The 13,715-nt window shown below is 73.6% G+C and carries 14 protein-coding genes and 1 pseudogene; 9 read left to right on the forward strand and 6 right to left on the reverse strand.

Annotation, left to right across the window (positions count from 1 at the left end; genetic code table 11):
• The first annotated feature begins 10 nt into the window (after positions 1–10).
• Positions 11–1,258 carry a ricin-type beta-trefoil lectin domain protein gene (locus ACP4J0_RS07320; protein ID WP_426597781.1) on the forward strand — a complete coding sequence of 416 codons (1,248 nt, stop codon included), beginning with the start codon at positions 11–13 and terminating at the stop codon, positions 1,256–1,258.
• 15 nt (positions 1,259–1,273) lie between these two features.
• Here the strand turns inward: ACP4J0_RS07320 and ACP4J0_RS07325 are convergent, their stop codons facing one another.
• Both ACP4J0_RS07325 and ACP4J0_RS07330 read right to left on the reverse strand, forming a co-directional pair.
• Positions 1,274–1,510: a hypothetical protein gene (locus tag ACP4J0_RS07325; RefSeq protein WP_426519133.1), complete on the reverse strand. Its 237-nt coding sequence runs from the start codon at positions 1,508–1,510 to the stop codon at positions 1,274–1,276.
• A 66-nt stretch (positions 1,511–1,576) separates the two neighbouring features.
• Complete coding sequence (locus tag ACP4J0_RS07330) at positions 1,577–2,386, reverse strand: SDR family oxidoreductase (RefSeq protein ID WP_426597782.1); 810 nt, start codon at positions 2,384–2,386, stop codon at positions 1,577–1,579.
• A 171-nt stretch (positions 2,387–2,557) separates the two neighbouring features.
• Between ACP4J0_RS07330 and ACP4J0_RS07335 the strand changes: the two genes are divergently transcribed.
• The 4 genes from ACP4J0_RS07335 (at position 2,558) to ACP4J0_RS07350 (ending at position 6,880) form a co-directional block, all read left to right on the forward strand.
• Positions 2,558–3,589 (forward strand): PHP domain-containing protein, encoded by a 1,032-nt coding sequence (locus ACP4J0_RS07335; RefSeq protein WP_426597783.1) that lies wholly within the window; start codon positions 2,558–2,560, stop codon positions 3,587–3,589.
• 45 nt (positions 3,590–3,634) lie between these two features.
• On the forward strand, positions 3,635–4,291 hold the full coding sequence (locus ACP4J0_RS07340) for an HAD family hydrolase (RefSeq protein WP_426597784.1): 657 nt from the start codon (positions 3,635–3,637) through the stop codon (positions 4,289–4,291).
• 61 nt (positions 4,292–4,352) lie between these two features.
• Positions 4,353–5,552, forward strand: coding sequence for an FUSC family protein (locus tag ACP4J0_RS07345; protein WP_426597785.1), 1,200 nt, complete (start codon positions 4,353–4,355; stop codon positions 5,550–5,552).
• A 296-nt stretch (positions 5,553–5,848) separates the two neighbouring features.
• On the forward strand, positions 5,849–6,880 hold the full coding sequence (locus ACP4J0_RS07350; RefSeq protein WP_426597786.1) for an SDR family oxidoreductase: 1,032 nt from the start codon (positions 5,849–5,851) through the stop codon (positions 6,878–6,880).
• Between the two features lie 267 nt (positions 6,881–7,147).
• Here the strand turns inward: ACP4J0_RS07350 and ACP4J0_RS07355 are convergent, their stop codons facing one another.
• Positions 7,148–7,468 carry a hypothetical protein gene (locus ACP4J0_RS07355; RefSeq protein WP_426597787.1) on the reverse strand — a complete coding sequence of 107 codons (321 nt, stop codon included), beginning with the start codon at positions 7,466–7,468 and terminating at the stop codon, positions 7,148–7,150.
• 245 nt (positions 7,469–7,713) lie between these two features.
• Between ACP4J0_RS07355 and ACP4J0_RS07360 the strand changes: the two genes are divergently transcribed.
• From ACP4J0_RS07360 to ACP4J0_RS07370, 3 genes are all read left to right on the forward strand, one after another.
• A complete protein-coding gene (locus tag ACP4J0_RS07360) occupies positions 7,714–8,208 on the forward strand; it encodes an FBP domain-containing protein (RefSeq protein ID WP_426597788.1) in 495 nt (164 codons plus the stop codon).
• Positions 8,209–8,322: 114 nt separating this feature from the next.
• Positions 8,323–9,579, forward strand: a complete 1,257-nt coding sequence (locus ACP4J0_RS07365) for an FUSC family protein (protein ID WP_426597789.1) — start codon at positions 8,323–8,325, stop codon at positions 9,577–9,579.
• Positions 9,580–9,640: 61 nt separating this feature from the next.
• Positions 9,641–10,693, forward strand: a complete 1,053-nt coding sequence (locus ACP4J0_RS07370) for a hypothetical protein (RefSeq protein ID WP_426597790.1) — start codon at positions 9,641–9,643, stop codon at positions 10,691–10,693.
• 84 nt (positions 10,694–10,777) lie between these two features.
• On the opposite strand, the gene ACP4J0_RS07375 is transcribed toward ACP4J0_RS07370, so the two are convergent.
• On the reverse strand, positions 10,778–11,503 hold the full coding sequence (locus ACP4J0_RS07375) for a DUF2470 domain-containing protein (RefSeq protein ID WP_426597791.1): 726 nt from the start codon (positions 11,501–11,503) through the stop codon (positions 10,778–10,780).
• Positions 11,504–11,762: 259 nt separating this feature from the next.
• Between ACP4J0_RS07375 and ACP4J0_RS07380 the strand changes: the two are divergent.
• A pseudogene (locus ACP4J0_RS07380) lies at positions 11,763–11,921 on the forward strand (cytochrome P450); the annotation flags it as partial.
• Between the two features lie 59 nt (positions 11,922–11,980).
• Here the strand turns inward: ACP4J0_RS07380 and sigJ are convergent.
• Both sigJ and ACP4J0_RS07390 read right to left on the reverse strand, forming a co-directional pair.
• A complete protein-coding gene (sigJ, locus tag ACP4J0_RS07385) occupies positions 11,981–12,934 on the reverse strand; it encodes an RNA polymerase sigma factor SigJ (RefSeq protein WP_426597792.1) in 954 nt (317 codons plus the stop codon).
• A gap of 4 nt (positions 12,935–12,938) precedes the next feature.
• Positions 12,939–13,682 carry a PIG-L deacetylase family protein gene (locus ACP4J0_RS07390; RefSeq protein WP_426597793.1) on the reverse strand — a complete coding sequence of 248 codons (744 nt, stop codon included), beginning with the start codon at positions 13,680–13,682 and terminating at the stop codon, positions 12,939–12,941.
• Positions 13,683–13,715 lie beyond the last annotated feature (33 nt).

Consider the following 13,715-nt stretch of genomic DNA (forward strand, 5'->3'; position numbering starts at 1 on the left):
AGGGAGAGCCGTGGCCCGTCCACGCCTGCTCCGCAGATGCCTCCTCGCCGCCGCCCTGTCCGCCGGGCTGGCCGCCTCCCTCGTGACCGGACCCGCGCAGGCGGAACCGGATGCCGCCCGGGCCGCCGACGCCTCGGCCGCCGCCGTGACGTTCTCGGACACCTTCGACGGGCCGGCCGGCGCGGCCGTCGACTCCTCGAAGTGGCAGATCGAGACCGGCGACAACGTCAACAACCACGAGCGGCAGTACTACACCTCCGGCAACAAGAACGCGGCCCTGGACGGCCAGGGGCACCTGGTCATCACCGCCCGCAAGGAGAACCCGGCCAACCACCAGTGCTGGTACGGCACCTGCCAGTACACCTCCGCCCGGCTCAACACCTCCGGGAAGTTCACGGCGCAGTACGGGCATGTCGAGGCCCGGATGAAGGTGCCGCGCGGGCAGGGCATGTGGCCCGCTTTCTGGATGCTCGGCACCCCGGTGAACTGGCCGGACTCCGGCGAGATCGACATCATGGAGAACGTCGGTTTCGAGCCGTCCACCGTGCACGGCACCCTCCACGGCCCCGGCTACTCCGGCTCGGGCGGCATCGGCGCCGGCTACACCCTGCCGAACGGCCAGGCCTTCGCGGACGGCTTCCACACCTTCGCCGTCGACTGGGCGCCCGACTCGATCACCTGGTCGGTGGACGGCAACGTCTACCAGCGGCGCACCCCGGCCGACCTGGGCGGCAAGCAGTGGGTGTTCAACAAGCCGTACTTCCTGATCCTCAACCTCGCGGTCGGCGGCTACTGGCCCGGCGACCCGGACGCCTCCACGGTCTTCCCGCAGACGCTGGTGGTCGACCACGTCTCGGTGACGACGAGCGACTCGGGGACGGGCGGCCCCATCCGCGGCCTGGCCGGCAAGTGCGTGGACGTCGCCGCGGCGAACTCCGCCAACGGCACCCCCGTACAACTCTACGACTGCAACGGCACCGCGGCCCAGCGGTGGACGGTGGGTTCCGACGGCACGATCCGGGCGCTGGGCAAGTGCCTGGACGTGAACGCCGGCGCCACGGCGGACGGCACGGTCGTCCAGTTGTGGGACTGCAACGGCAGCGCGGCCCAGCGGTGGGTCGTCACCGGGGCGCGCGACATCGTCAATCCGCAGGCCGACAAGTGCCTCGACGCCACCGGCAACAGCTCGGCCAACGGCACCCGGCTGCAGATCTGGACCTGCACGGGCGGCGCCAATCAGAAGTGGACGGTGGGCTGAGACCTCGGACCGGCGTCAGCGCAGCGTCCAGGTGAACTTGTCGCCGCCCACCCAGCGGACCACGTCCGGGTCGTCCAGGTCGTGGACCGTGATACCGAAGGCGGCGGCGGCCTCCAGTACGTCGGTGACCGCCTTGGCCTCGCCGACCACCTGGCCGTCGATCTCCACGATCCGGAACGGCGGAGTGCCCGGCTGCACCCGGAGCACGAGAATCCGCGGACTGCCGATGTGCGGGGTGTCGATTTCGGTCATGCATCGAGGGTAGGCCGCAACCCGCGGTAGTGGCCGGGCGAGCGGACCACCGGGCGGAACGGTCTCTCAGGGCCGCCGCCAGTCGTCGCCCCTCAGATGGGATCCGGCCATCGGGCCCATCCGGAGCATGCCGCCGTCCACGCTCCAGGACGCGCCCGTGACGTACGAGGCGTCGGGGCCGGCGAGGAAGGCGATCACCGCGGCCACCTCGCGGGCGTCGCCGGGCCGGCCCAGAGGCACGCCGGGGCGGCGCTCGGTGTGCGGGTCGGTGTCCTCCTGACCGGTCATGGGCGTGGCGATCTCGCCGGGCGCGACCGCGTTGACGGTGATGCCGTACTCGGCCAGCTCGATCGCCATGACCTGGGTGAGCAGGCCGAGGCCGCCCTTGGCCGCGCAGTACGGGGCCGCGCCCACCCGGGGCTGGTGCTCGTGGACGGAGGTCACGTTGACGATCCGGCCGCCCCCGCCCTGCTCGATCATGCGCCGGGCCGCCTTCTGCCCGCACAGGAACGGGCCGGCGAGGTCCACGTCGAGGACGCGCCGCAGATCGTCCAGTCCCAGGTCGAGGAAGGGCGTGGCGGTACCGGTGCCGGCGTTGTTGACCAGCACGTCGACGCGGCCGAGCCGCTCGCACAGCCCGTCGACGGTGTCCGCGGCCTCGGGCAGCCGGGTCAGGTCCACCCGGGCGGTCTCGGCCCGGCGGCCCAGCGCGCGTACCTCTTCGACGGTCCGTTCGGCGCCCTCCTCGTCGGTGTGCCAGGTGATGCCGACGTCCATGCCCGCCTCGGCCAGGCGTACGGCGGTGGCCCGGCCGATGCCGGAGTCGGCACCGGTGATGACGGCCACTTCGGCGTCGGACGGGCTGGGACTGGACATGACGGCCTCCTCTTCGGCGCTCTTCGGCTCTGCGCCCCGCGTCACGGCCCGGCGGCCGGCGGTGGGGCGGGGCGTCGCAGTACCCGGGAGCGGCACGGACAAACCGCCCGGCCCGTGGTGCGGTCCCGGGAGCGCTGGGGAACCCTGGACGTGCCGGAGGAGGAGGTGGCGATGGAGCCCGTAGAGACGCTGGAGCGCATCGCGTTCCTTCTGGAGCGGTCCCAGGCGCCGACGTACCGCGTCCGGGCCTTCCGCACCGCGGCCCGGGTGCTGGGCGGACTGCCGGCCGCCGAGCTGCGCGAGCGGGCCGGCTCGCTGGAATCGCTGAAGGGCGTCGGACCCAAGACGGCGCAGGTGGCGCGCGAGGCGCTGGCCGGGCAGGTGCCCGGATACCTGGAGAAGCTGGAGGGCGAGGCGGACACGCCGCTCGCCGAGGGCGGTGAACGGCTGCGGGAGCTGCTGCGCGGCGACTGCCATCTCCACTCCGACTGGTCCGACGGCGGCAGCCCGATCGAGGAGATGGGCCGGGCCGCGGCGGCGCTCGGGCACGAGTGGGCGGCGCTGACCGACCACTCGCCGCGGCTGACGGTGGCACGCGGTCTGTCGCCCGAGCGGCTGCGCGAGCAGCTGGACGTGGTGGCGGAGCTCAACGGGACCTGGGCGCCGTTCCGGCTGCTGACCGGCATCGAGTGCGACATCCTCGACGACGGCTCGCTGGATCAGGAGCCGGAGCTGCTGGAGCGGCTGGACGTCGTCGTGGTGTCGGTCCACTCCAAGCTGCGGATGGACGCCCGCGCGATGACCCGCCGCATGGTGCGGGCCGTACGCGATCCGCACGCGGACGTCCTGGGCCACTGCACCGGGCGGCTGCTGACCGGGCGGGGGCGGCCGGAGTCGCAGTTCGACGCCGACGAGGTGTTCGCCGCCTGCGCGGAGTCCGGCACCGCCGTGGAGATCAACAGCCGGCCCGAGCGGCTCGACCCGCCGCGCCGGCTGCTGCGCCGGGCCGTGGACGCCGGGGTGCTGTTCTCCGTCGACACCGACGCCCACGCGCCCGGCCAGCTGGACTGGCAGATCCACGGGTGCGCGCGGGCCGAGGAGTGCGGGGTGCCCGCGGAGCGGGTGGTCACCACGTGGCCGCTGGACGACCTGCTCGCCTGGACCGGTCAGGGCCGCGTTCCGTCCGGAGTGGCGGGCCGCTGACGTGGTACCCGCCGGGCCATCCACGGACCACGAAAGGAACAGTGCATGGAACGGGCGGCCGTGTTCGACGTCGACGGAACCCTCGTCGACACCAATCACCTGCATGTGACGACCTGGTGGGAGGCGTTCCGGCAGGCCGGGCACCAGGTGCCGATGCATGCCGTCCACCGGGCGGTGGGCCTCGCCTCCACCGACCTCATCGGGCACCTGCTGGGCGCGGACCGGGACACGGATCAGGACGCTCAGCTGAGCGCCGCACACAAGGCGCTGTACGGGCAGTACTTCGACCGCCTGCCGGCGCTGCCGGACGCCGGGGAACTGCTGCGCCGCCTGGCCGGCGACGGCTGGAAGGTGGTCCTCGCCACCTCCGCGGGCGGCCCGGAGCTGGACGCGCTGCGGCGGGCGATCGACGCGGACGACGCGATCGCCGCCACCGCGAGCGCCGACGACGTCGACGCGGGCAAGCCGGCGCCCGAGCCGGTGGAGCACGCCCTGGAACTGGCCGGGGTACCGGCCGAGCGGGCGGTCTTCGTCGGTGACACCGTCTGGGACATGCGCGCGGGCAGCCGGGCCGGGGTGCGCTGCGTCGCGGTGCTCTGCGGCGGCCTGCCCCGCGCCGACCTGGAGGAGGCGGGCGCGGACGCGGTCTACGCCGACCCGGCCGACCTGCTGGCCTCCCTGAAACAGAGCCCGTTCGCATGAGCCGCCGTGCCGTACCTCACACCGGGGGACGCCGGCCGGTCACGCGGATACCCGGCGCCGTATGACCGCTGTGACGAGTACGGTCCGGGAGGTGCTCCGGGGACGACGGCCGGTGACCGCGGTGTGGCGGGAGGCGTGTGCCGTCGGGCGCTCCGTCCGGGCCGCCTGGCAGGGGCCGGGGCGGGAACGCGACCTGGCCGTGCAGTCGTTGAAGGCCGCGGGCGCGGCGCTGATCGCCTGGGCCATCGCGGGCGTCTGGCTGAACGATCCGATGGCGCTGATGGCCCCCTGGGTCGCGCTGGTCCTCGTACAGGCCACGGTCTACAGCTCGGTGCGGCAGGCCGGGCAGCAGTTCACGGCGATCTGCGCCGGGGCGCTGATGGCGTCGGCGGCGCAGGCGATCACCAACGACATCACCGCGGCGCTGGCGCTGTCCCTGCCGGTGCTGATGCTGATCGCGAACTGGTCCCGCTTCGGGCAGCAGGGCGTCTACACGGCCACCACCGCGGTGTTCGTCCTGGCCTCCGGCACGGCGGTGTCCGCCTCCGCGGTCGGGCACCGGGTGGGGCAGGCGGCGCTCGGCGCGGTCATCGGCGTAGCGGTCAACGCCTTCGTGCTGCCACCGATCCACTTGAGGGACGTCAACGAGAACCTCGCGGCGCTGGCCCGGGAGGCGGGCGACGTCCTGCACTCCGTCGCGGCCGATCTGCGGGAGACCGAGTGGGACGCGCAGAGTGCGGCCGGCTGGACGAGCGGCGCCGCGCGGCTGCAGCGGCGGCTGGAGGCCCTGGAGTCGGCCCGGGCCTGGAGCCGGGAGAGCCTTCGCCTCACCTCCGGCCCACTGCGCAAGCTGCACCGCGCGCCCACCTCCGTCCCGCCCGAGGACGAGGACCAGCGGTGGAGTCACGTCACCGGCAACATCACGGCGCTGACCCGGACGCTGGCGGTGGCGGCCGACGAGCATCGGACGCCCGCCCCGCCCGAGGGCCCGGTACTGGACCTGTACGCGCGGCTGCTGAAGCTGATCGGCGACTCCTGTCACACCGAGTCCGGCCGTCTGCTCGGCGAAACCGCCCCGCCCCGCCCGGAGGAGGCGACGGAGGAGACCGAGGCGACGATGGAGGAACTGCACCGGCTGTTGCAGGAGGGGCTGCGGGAGCACGCCGGGCAGGAAGCCGCGCGGACGGCGGTCCTCGGCACACTGCTGCTGCAGGCCGAGAACCTGTGGGCCGAGATCGTGCCCGAGCCCCAGCAGCAGTGACACACATCACCCCAAAACACGACAGACGGATGGAACACCGGCAGGGCCTTCCCCGTTGAAGAGGGCGTGGGTACGGACGGGACAGTGTCCCCGGGCCTCACCTATTGCCCACAGGGACGATCGTTCGGCTGAAGCCCTGTGGAGCCTTTCGCCGAGAGGCGACCGCCGTCCGTATCCACCTCGTACCGCCCCGATCGTGATCCCCCCGTCACGGTCGGGGCTTCTCCTTGCGTGCCTCCCCGGCGGGGCGGGTACCCGGTGACCTCCGTACGGCAGGCGGCCGAGAGGAGCGCAAGGTGAGCAGCGCAACGGGCAGCAGGATCGTGGTCACGGGGGCCACCGGCAACGTGGGCACCAGCGTGGTGCGGCTCCTGTCGGAGGATCCGGGGGTCGCGTCCGTGCTGGGGCTGGCCCGGCGGATTCCCCCGTGGTCGCCCCCGAAGACGGAGTGGGCCGCGGTCGATCTGGCCTCGGAGCGGGCCGACCTTACCGGCCACTTCGCCGGCGCCGACGCCGTGGTGCATCTGGCCTGGGCGTTCCAGCCGACGCACGACCCGGCGACGACCTGGCGCACGAACGTACTCGGCTCCATCCGGGTCTTCGAGGCGGTGGCCGCCGCCGGGGTGCCGGCACTGGTGCACGCCTCGTCGGTCGGCGCGTACTCGCCGGGACCGAAGGATCACGCGGTGGACGAGTCCTGGCCGACGCACGGCTGGCCGGACGCCGCGTACTGCCGGGAGAAGGCCTATCTGGAACGCGCCCTGGACACCTTCGAACGGGACCACCCGGGGATCCGGGTGGTCCGGATGCGGCCGGCCTTCCTCTTCAAGCGGGAGTCGGCGAGCGAGCAGCGCCGGATCTTCGGCGGCAGGTTCCTGCCGGGCCCGATGGCGCGTCCGGAGCTCCTGCCCTTCCTGCCGGACATTCCCGGCCTGCGGGTCCAGGCCCTGCACACCGACGACGGGGCGAACGCGTACCGGCTGGCGGCACGTTCGAAGGACGCCCGGGGTCCGTTCAACCTCGCGGCCGAGCCGCCGGTCGACGCCGGGTTGCTCGGCGAGATGATCGGCGTGCGACCGGTGCGGCTGCCCCGCACCGCGGCCCGCTCGGCGATCGCCGCCGCGTGGGGGCTGCGTCTGCTGCCCGCCTCCCCGCACCTGTTCGACGCGGTGCTCCGGCTGCCGCTCATGGACTGTACGCGGGCGCGGGCCGAACTGGGCTGGCGCCCGGAGCATACGGCCACGGAGGTACTAAAGGAGTTCCTGCGGGGCCTTCAGCAGGGCGCGGGCGCGGCTACGGAACCGCTGCGGGGGCGCAAGGTCGGCTGAGCGCCGCGGGGCAGGCGTGGGGCGGGCGGATCGCCGGCGCCCGCCCGCCCCACGCCTGCCCCGTCAGCGTCAGCCCGTTGGTCCGAGCCGCCGAGTCGTCGGCGGCGCGGTGCGGAGCCACCGGCGCGGACCGGGGCATGCCCACCCCGGCCCTGCTCCGCGCCCGCGAACACGGCCGGGCCCGCTGGCCCCACGACGAACTGCCGGTGTGCCGTCAGCCAGATCTCAGCCGCCTCGGCCCGTCAGCCGCCTCGGCCCGTCGGCCCGTCAGCCGGAGGACTCGTCGGGCACCGGGTGCTCGGGGTGTACGGCGCCCGAGTGCGGTGCGCCCTGCCGGCCCGTCCCCGCTTCGTCCGTGTCGGGCACGTCGTCGGCGGGCCCGTCCGGCGGTTCCGCCCCGTCGTCACCGGTGCCGCCATCGGCTTCGCCGTCCTGGTCGTCCTCGGGGCGCTGGCCCTGTTCGAGCTGCTCGCGCGTGGGCGCCGCGGCCTCCCACGGGTCGTCGCCGGTGCCGGCCTGCTGGTCGGGCATGTCCCGCGGAACGGGGGCACCGTTCTCGCCCGGTCCTTCGAGGCGGTGGTCGGTCACGGCGCACTCCCTTTCCGCGGTCCTCCTGGTCGTCCGGGCGACTTCGGGTACCTCCGCGGGGACCGGCGAAACCTCGGTGCGGCGCCCGCCGGCGGACGGCAGGATCGCGGCTTGGTCCACGCCGTGAACTCGCGCTCGCCAAAATCCACTGGCACCGCCTCCCCACGCCTATCTACGCTAGGTGAAAACCTAGGGCTCCTAGGTTCGGCACTGTCGAACGTCGATACACAAGTGGAGTTTCTCCCATGAGGGCACTCACCGAGCAGGACATCCGCGGCTCCTTCATCAACTGCTCGAAGGGCGAGGCCAAGCGCCTGGCCGTCCCCCGCGATCTCGGCGAGCGCCCCTGGGCCGATCTCGACTTCCTGGGCTGGCGGGATCCCGGGGCGCCCGACCGCAGCTACCTGGTCACCGACCACGGCGAGCGCCTCGTCGGAGTGGCCCTGCGGTTCCAGCCGGCTCAGCGCGGCTTCTTCCAGCGCAGCATGTGCGCGCTGTGCCTGACCACCCATCCCCGGGGCGGGGTGGCGCTGATGACCGCACGCAAGGCCGGCCCGGCCGGCCGCGAGGGCAATTCGGTCGGCCTGTACATGTGCACCGACCTCGCCTGCCCCCTGTACCTGCGGGGCAAGAAGGTGCCGGAGGGCGGTGCCCGCTTCGAGGAGAGCCTCACCCTGGAGGAACAGATCACCCGGACCCTGGGGAACCTGTCCGCCTTCCTCGCCAAGGTGACCGCCTGACGTTCACGGATGGCCGCCGGTGTACGGCGCGTGAGAACCACTCCTGCCCCCTTTGTCCGGCTACCGTCCTGTCCGGATACGTTCGAGGCGCCCGGGGAAGGGAACAGCCCGAGGATGCAGGATGTACGTGAGAGTGCGGCGGCGGCCCTGCGGCGGGTGAAGTGGCTCAGGGACCCCATGGTCGTGCAGGCGCTGCGATCCGCCGCCGCGGCCTCGATCGCCTATGTCATCGCGGTGCGGCTGACCCCCGACAAGTCGGCGGCGCCGCTCACCGCGCCGCTCACCGCGCTGCTGGTCGTCCAGGTCACCCTGTACGCCACGCTCAAGATGAGTTTCCGCCGCGTGAACGCCGTGGTGGCCGGTGTCCTGGTCGCCATCGCCTTCAGCCAGTTGGTCGGGCTGAGCTGGTGGAGCCTGGCGCTGGTGATCGTGGCGGCGCTGGGCGTGGGGCACCTCGTGCGGGCGCACGAGTTCGTGGCCGAGGTGGCGATCAGCGCGATGCTGGTGCTCGGCGTGACCTCGCACGGCAGCCTGGCATGGGCCCGGGTGGTGGAGACCCTGATCGGGGCGATCGTCGGGCTGGCCTTCAACCTGATCCTCGCCCCTCCGGTGTGGGTGGAGCAGGCCGGCGAGTCCATCGAGGGGCTGGCCCGGCGGGTGCGGCAGCTGATGCTGCGCATGGGTGAGGAGGCCGCCGACAGCACGCCGTTCCACGAGGCGGCGGCCCGGCTGCACGAGGCCCGCCGCCTCGACCACGACATCGGTGAGGTGGACGAGGACCTCCGCCAGGCCGAGGACAGCCTGCGCCTCAATCCCCGGGTACGCGAGGGACTGCTCCACCGGGTGGTGCTGCGCACCGGTCTGGACACCCTGGAGATCTGCACGGTGGTGATGCGGGTCCTCGCGCGCACCTTCACCGACCTCGCGAAGGAACGTGAACCCGAGCCCCTGTTCCCGCCGGAGACAGGCGCCACCATCCAGCAGCTGCTGTCCGAGATCGCCGACGCCGTGGTCAGCTTCGCGGTCCTGGTCACCACCAGCGTCAGCGAGAACGCCGAGTCCGCCGAGGAACGCCTCTCCACCGAGCTGCGGCAGGCCGCGGTCACCCGGGACAAGCTGGCCCGGCTGCTCCTGACGGAGGTACAGCGCAGCCCCCTGCACTGGCAGTTGCACGGCGCGGTGCTGACCGAGGTCAACCGCATCATCGACGAGATGGACACCGAGCACCGCTCTCGCCGGCTCCTGGAGGAGCTGGACCACCACACGCGCGAGCTGCGCGAACGCATGCCGCGGCTGACCCGGCTCCGGGACCGGGTACGGGCCCTGCTCCGGAAGCGGAACCGCAGCGCCGCCGGACGTCGTTCCAAGTGAGGAGCGGTGAGGGGCGGCCGGCAGATCCCCGCACCGGAAGACGGGAAGAGGAGGCGTACGGATGAGCGACACGAGCGTGCGGATCGACGGGAACAGGCTGCTGCTGCCGGGCGGTGCGGCGGTGCGCTTCATCCGCACCCTGCGGCTGCCCGAGACGGGCACCCACCCGCTGCCGCCGGGGCTCGGCGAGTTCCCCGTCCGCCGGGTCTCCGACTACGCCGACACCGTGCCCGAGGCCTGGCGGGCGCGCGGCGGCGTGATGCTGCCGGTCTACCTGCGCGAGGCCATGTGGCTGAGTTTCGCCGGCACGAAGGAGCCCGCGGCGCTCCAGGTCGGGGTGGGCAAGGTGTGCGCGGTCTCGGGCAAGCCCTGGAGCGACCGGCTGACCCGGGACCCGCAGAACTACGTGGTGCTCCCCCGTCAGCCCTGGCTGGACGGCATCAACTCCGGGACGGGCACGGTCCGCCAGTTCGTCGCGGTGCCGCTCGGCATGGGGGCGACCGTCGAGGGCCAGATCACCGGCGAGGAGGTCTGGGGCGGCGTCCAGTTGCAGGCCTTCCCGCTGGGCGAGGCGGAGCTGGCCCGCTGGCGCGAGGAGGAACGGCGCCGGGCCGAATCGGCACGCGGGGCCGCCCGGTCGGGCGGCGCCTTCGGGGCCGCGATGCCGATGTCGGCCCCGGCCGCCCCGGGCTCGGCCCCGGCCCGCTCCGGCGTGGCCCGGGCCCGGTCCGCGCCGGCGATGGGACTCGGTGTCGGAGGGTCCATGCGACAGGAGGTCTACCGCGACGAAAGGCCGCTGACGGACTGGGCCGAGCGGCCCGCGGGCCGGGTCTTCGTGCACCTGGTCACGCCGCCGGAGTGGCTGCGCATCACCGGCGAGACGCCACCGCCGTCACCCGTGGACCGGGCCGCGTACACGCAGGCCGGACTGCCCTGGTACGACTACTACGACCAGGACGCCCTCGACCTCGCACCCACCGGTCCGCTCCAGGGCGTCAAGCCGGTCGGGGACTGGATCGGGGACGACCACGAGCCGTGGCAGGCGCCCGCACAGCAGCAGGTCCGGCCGCTCAAGGACGCACCTGGCGCACCGGTGGAGGACGGGGACTGGTAGGCACGGGGGCCCGGTGGTCGGCGACGGCGACGGCGAAAGTCGGGCATCGGACGGCGGGAAGAGCCGTTCGCCTCAGCCTTCGTGTCAGCCTTCGCCGTCCGTACGCTGCCGTTGCAGGGCCCGGGGGCAGGAGGCGGCGCCCGCCTGCGCCAGGAGCACGTGCATCCGCTCCGTGAGCTGCGCGATGTCGTCGGCCGGCGCGTGGAAGGGAAGCCGTACGTCGCCGTGGTCGCGGGCACGCTCGATGCGCAGCGTCAGTCCGTGCCGGTCGACGGCGAGCGGCCGCACCCGGACCGCGCCGTGCAGACTGTCGGCGTCGACGAGCCGGGTCAGACGCTCCACCGCGTCGCCGTGGCAGTCGGCGAGGTGGGTCAGCAGCCGGGCCTCGGCCAGGGCCAGCGGATCGGGTCCGGCGGAGGCGAACTCCTCGAGGCCGACCACCACCGCACCGGAGGGCTGCCGCAGCACCACGCGCGTGGGCGTGAACGCCAAGTGGCCGTCCTCCGGGGCGAACCGGCCCGCGAGCCAGAGCCGGGCCCTGATCCGGCCCCGCACCGGGACGGGCGCCACGTCGGCGAACTCCAGCACGGCGGACGGCTCTCCGCGCGGCGCGCAGATCGCCGCCGCGAGCAGGGCGCTGTCCTCGGCCACATGCAGGAGCACCCGGCCGTCGTCGGACACGGTGTGCGCGCCGACGAACTCCTCGCGGCCGCCTTCCGCGGTCACCGCGCAGGACCAGGCGGCGGCGAGTACGGAGCGGGCCTGCTCCGCCGCGGCAGGCGCGGCCGTCCAGGTGTGGCTGTCGCCCATCCCCAACCTCCGTCGTCAATTCGGTGGGCAATTCATTAGGTAAGGCTCACCTAACCTATAGGAGATCGGAGTGTGCGCCAACCTGGACACGTGATTCTTTGCGAGACCTTTCAGCGCGCCCGAGGGCGCATTTCAGCGGCCTGTGCGCGCGTTCCGGAGTGCAACGGGGGCGCTCACGGCGCGAGGGCGCCCGGCAGGGCCCGTGCGCACAGGTCGCGCACCCGCTCCCGGACCGGCTCGGGACCCCGCGGCCACTGCACGCGCCCCGGAGGTGTGCGGGCCGGACGCCGGGCGGTTCGACCCGGACCGCTTCGACGCCGAGGCCGTACGGTCGCGTGCCCCGCACACCTGCAAGCCGTTCGGAACGGGCGCGCGGGCGTGCGTCGGGCGGCAGTTCACGCCGCACGAGGCGACGCTCAAGCACCGCTCGCGGTCGCCACGCGGTTCCGCCCGGTCCGTCCGGACCACCGGGCCCGGTCAGGCCTCCAGTGCGGAAAGGTCCAGGCGGGCCAGGCGCTCGGGGTCGGACAGGATGTACAGGCCGGTGACGAGTCCGTCGGCGACGGTGACGTAGGTGACGGACTGCGGGCGTCCCCCGGACACGGCGACCGTGCCGACCGCGCCGTTGACCAGCACGACGCGGGCGAGCCCGGCAAGATGACGGAAGTGGAACGCCCCGGTGGCGACCGTCCGCGCCCCCCGCACCACCTTCGACGCCGCCACGCCGCTCGCCAACGCGCCCGCGTCGGCTCGCAGCACCACGTCCGGGTGGAGGACGGACACCAGCGCCTCGAAGTCGCCGGCGCGGCTCGCGGCCAGAAAGGCCTCGACCGCCCGGCGCTGCCGGCCGAGGTCGGGTTCGGCGGTGGGGGTGGCGTCGCGCACGCGGCGCCGGGCCCGGCTGGCCAGTTGCCGGGTGGCTGCCGGGCTGCGCTCGACGACCCGCGCGATGTCGTCGAAAGGCACGGCGAACATGTCGTGCAGGACGAACGCCAGCCGCTCGGCCGGCTCCAGGGTCTCCAGCACGACCAGCAACGCGATGCCCACCGAGTCGGTGTGCAGCACCTCCTGCTCGGGGTCGGCCTGCGGCAGGGCCCGCACCACGGGGTCCGGCACGAAGGTGTCGAAGCCCTCGGTCATCGGCTCCTCGCGGCGCGCGGTGCGTGAGCGCAGCAGGTCCAGGCAGATCCGGCCGGTCACCGTGGTCAGCCAGGCGCCCAGGTTGTCGATGCCGTCCCCGCCGGAGCGGTCGAGCCGCAGCCAGGCCTCCTGCACGGCGTCCTCGGCCTCGGCAAGCGAGCCGAGCATGCGGTAGGCCACCGCCTCGAGCTGCCCGCGGTGCTCCTCGAACCGCTCCGCCAGACGCTGCTGCCCCCGCACGTCCCGCTCCACCAGACGCTGCTGCCCCCGCACGTCCCGCTCCCCCGCCATGTCGCTACCGCCCGAAGACTTCGAAGGTCACCGCCGGTTTCCCGCCGAACCGCTCCCCGGCGGCCTCGGCGAACCCGACGAGGAATCCGCGCACATACGTCTCCGGGTCCTCGTCGGTCAGCCCCTCGATGTACGTGCGGTGGGCGAGCAGGGAGCGGACGGCACGCTCCAGCCCCGGGGTGGCGTCCACGGCGTGCGTGGGCGAGGAGGAACCGGCGACGGCGACCCAGCGCACGCCGTCCCAGGGTTCGAGGCCCTGCTCGGTCAGCTCCGGGAAGATCCACCGGTTGCCGGCGTCGCCCGCCGCGTCGAGCGTGGCGCGGCCGACGGCGACGTGGTCCGGGGTGTTCCAGGCGACGCCGTCCCAGGTGTCCCGGTGGTTGAGCGTGATGACGAGCTCGGGCCGGTGCCGGCGGATCGCGGCGGCGATGTCGCGGCGCAGGGCGGTGCCGTACTCGATGACGCCGTCCCGGTGGTCGAGGAACTCCACCTCGCTCACCCCGACGACGGCCGCGCTCGCCCGCTGCTCCCGCTCCCGCAACGGGCCGCACTCGGCGGGCGCCAGGGTGTCGATACCCGCCTCGCCCCGGGTGGCGAGGACATAGGCGACCTCGCGGCCCTCGTCGGTCCAGGCCGCGACAGCCGCCGAGCAGCCGTACTCCAGGTCGTCCGGGTGGGCGACGACGGCCAGGGCGCGCCGCCAGTCGCCGGGCATGGGCTCCAGCTGCGTGATCGTCGGCTCGGTCATGTCCGCACACTAACGCGAGCCGCCGACATCCCG

Origin of the sequence: Streptomyces sp. WG7 (genome assembly GCF_049975785.1) — a bacterium.
Taxonomy (GTDB): domain Bacteria; phylum Actinomycetota; class Actinomycetes; order Streptomycetales; family Streptomycetaceae; genus Streptomyces.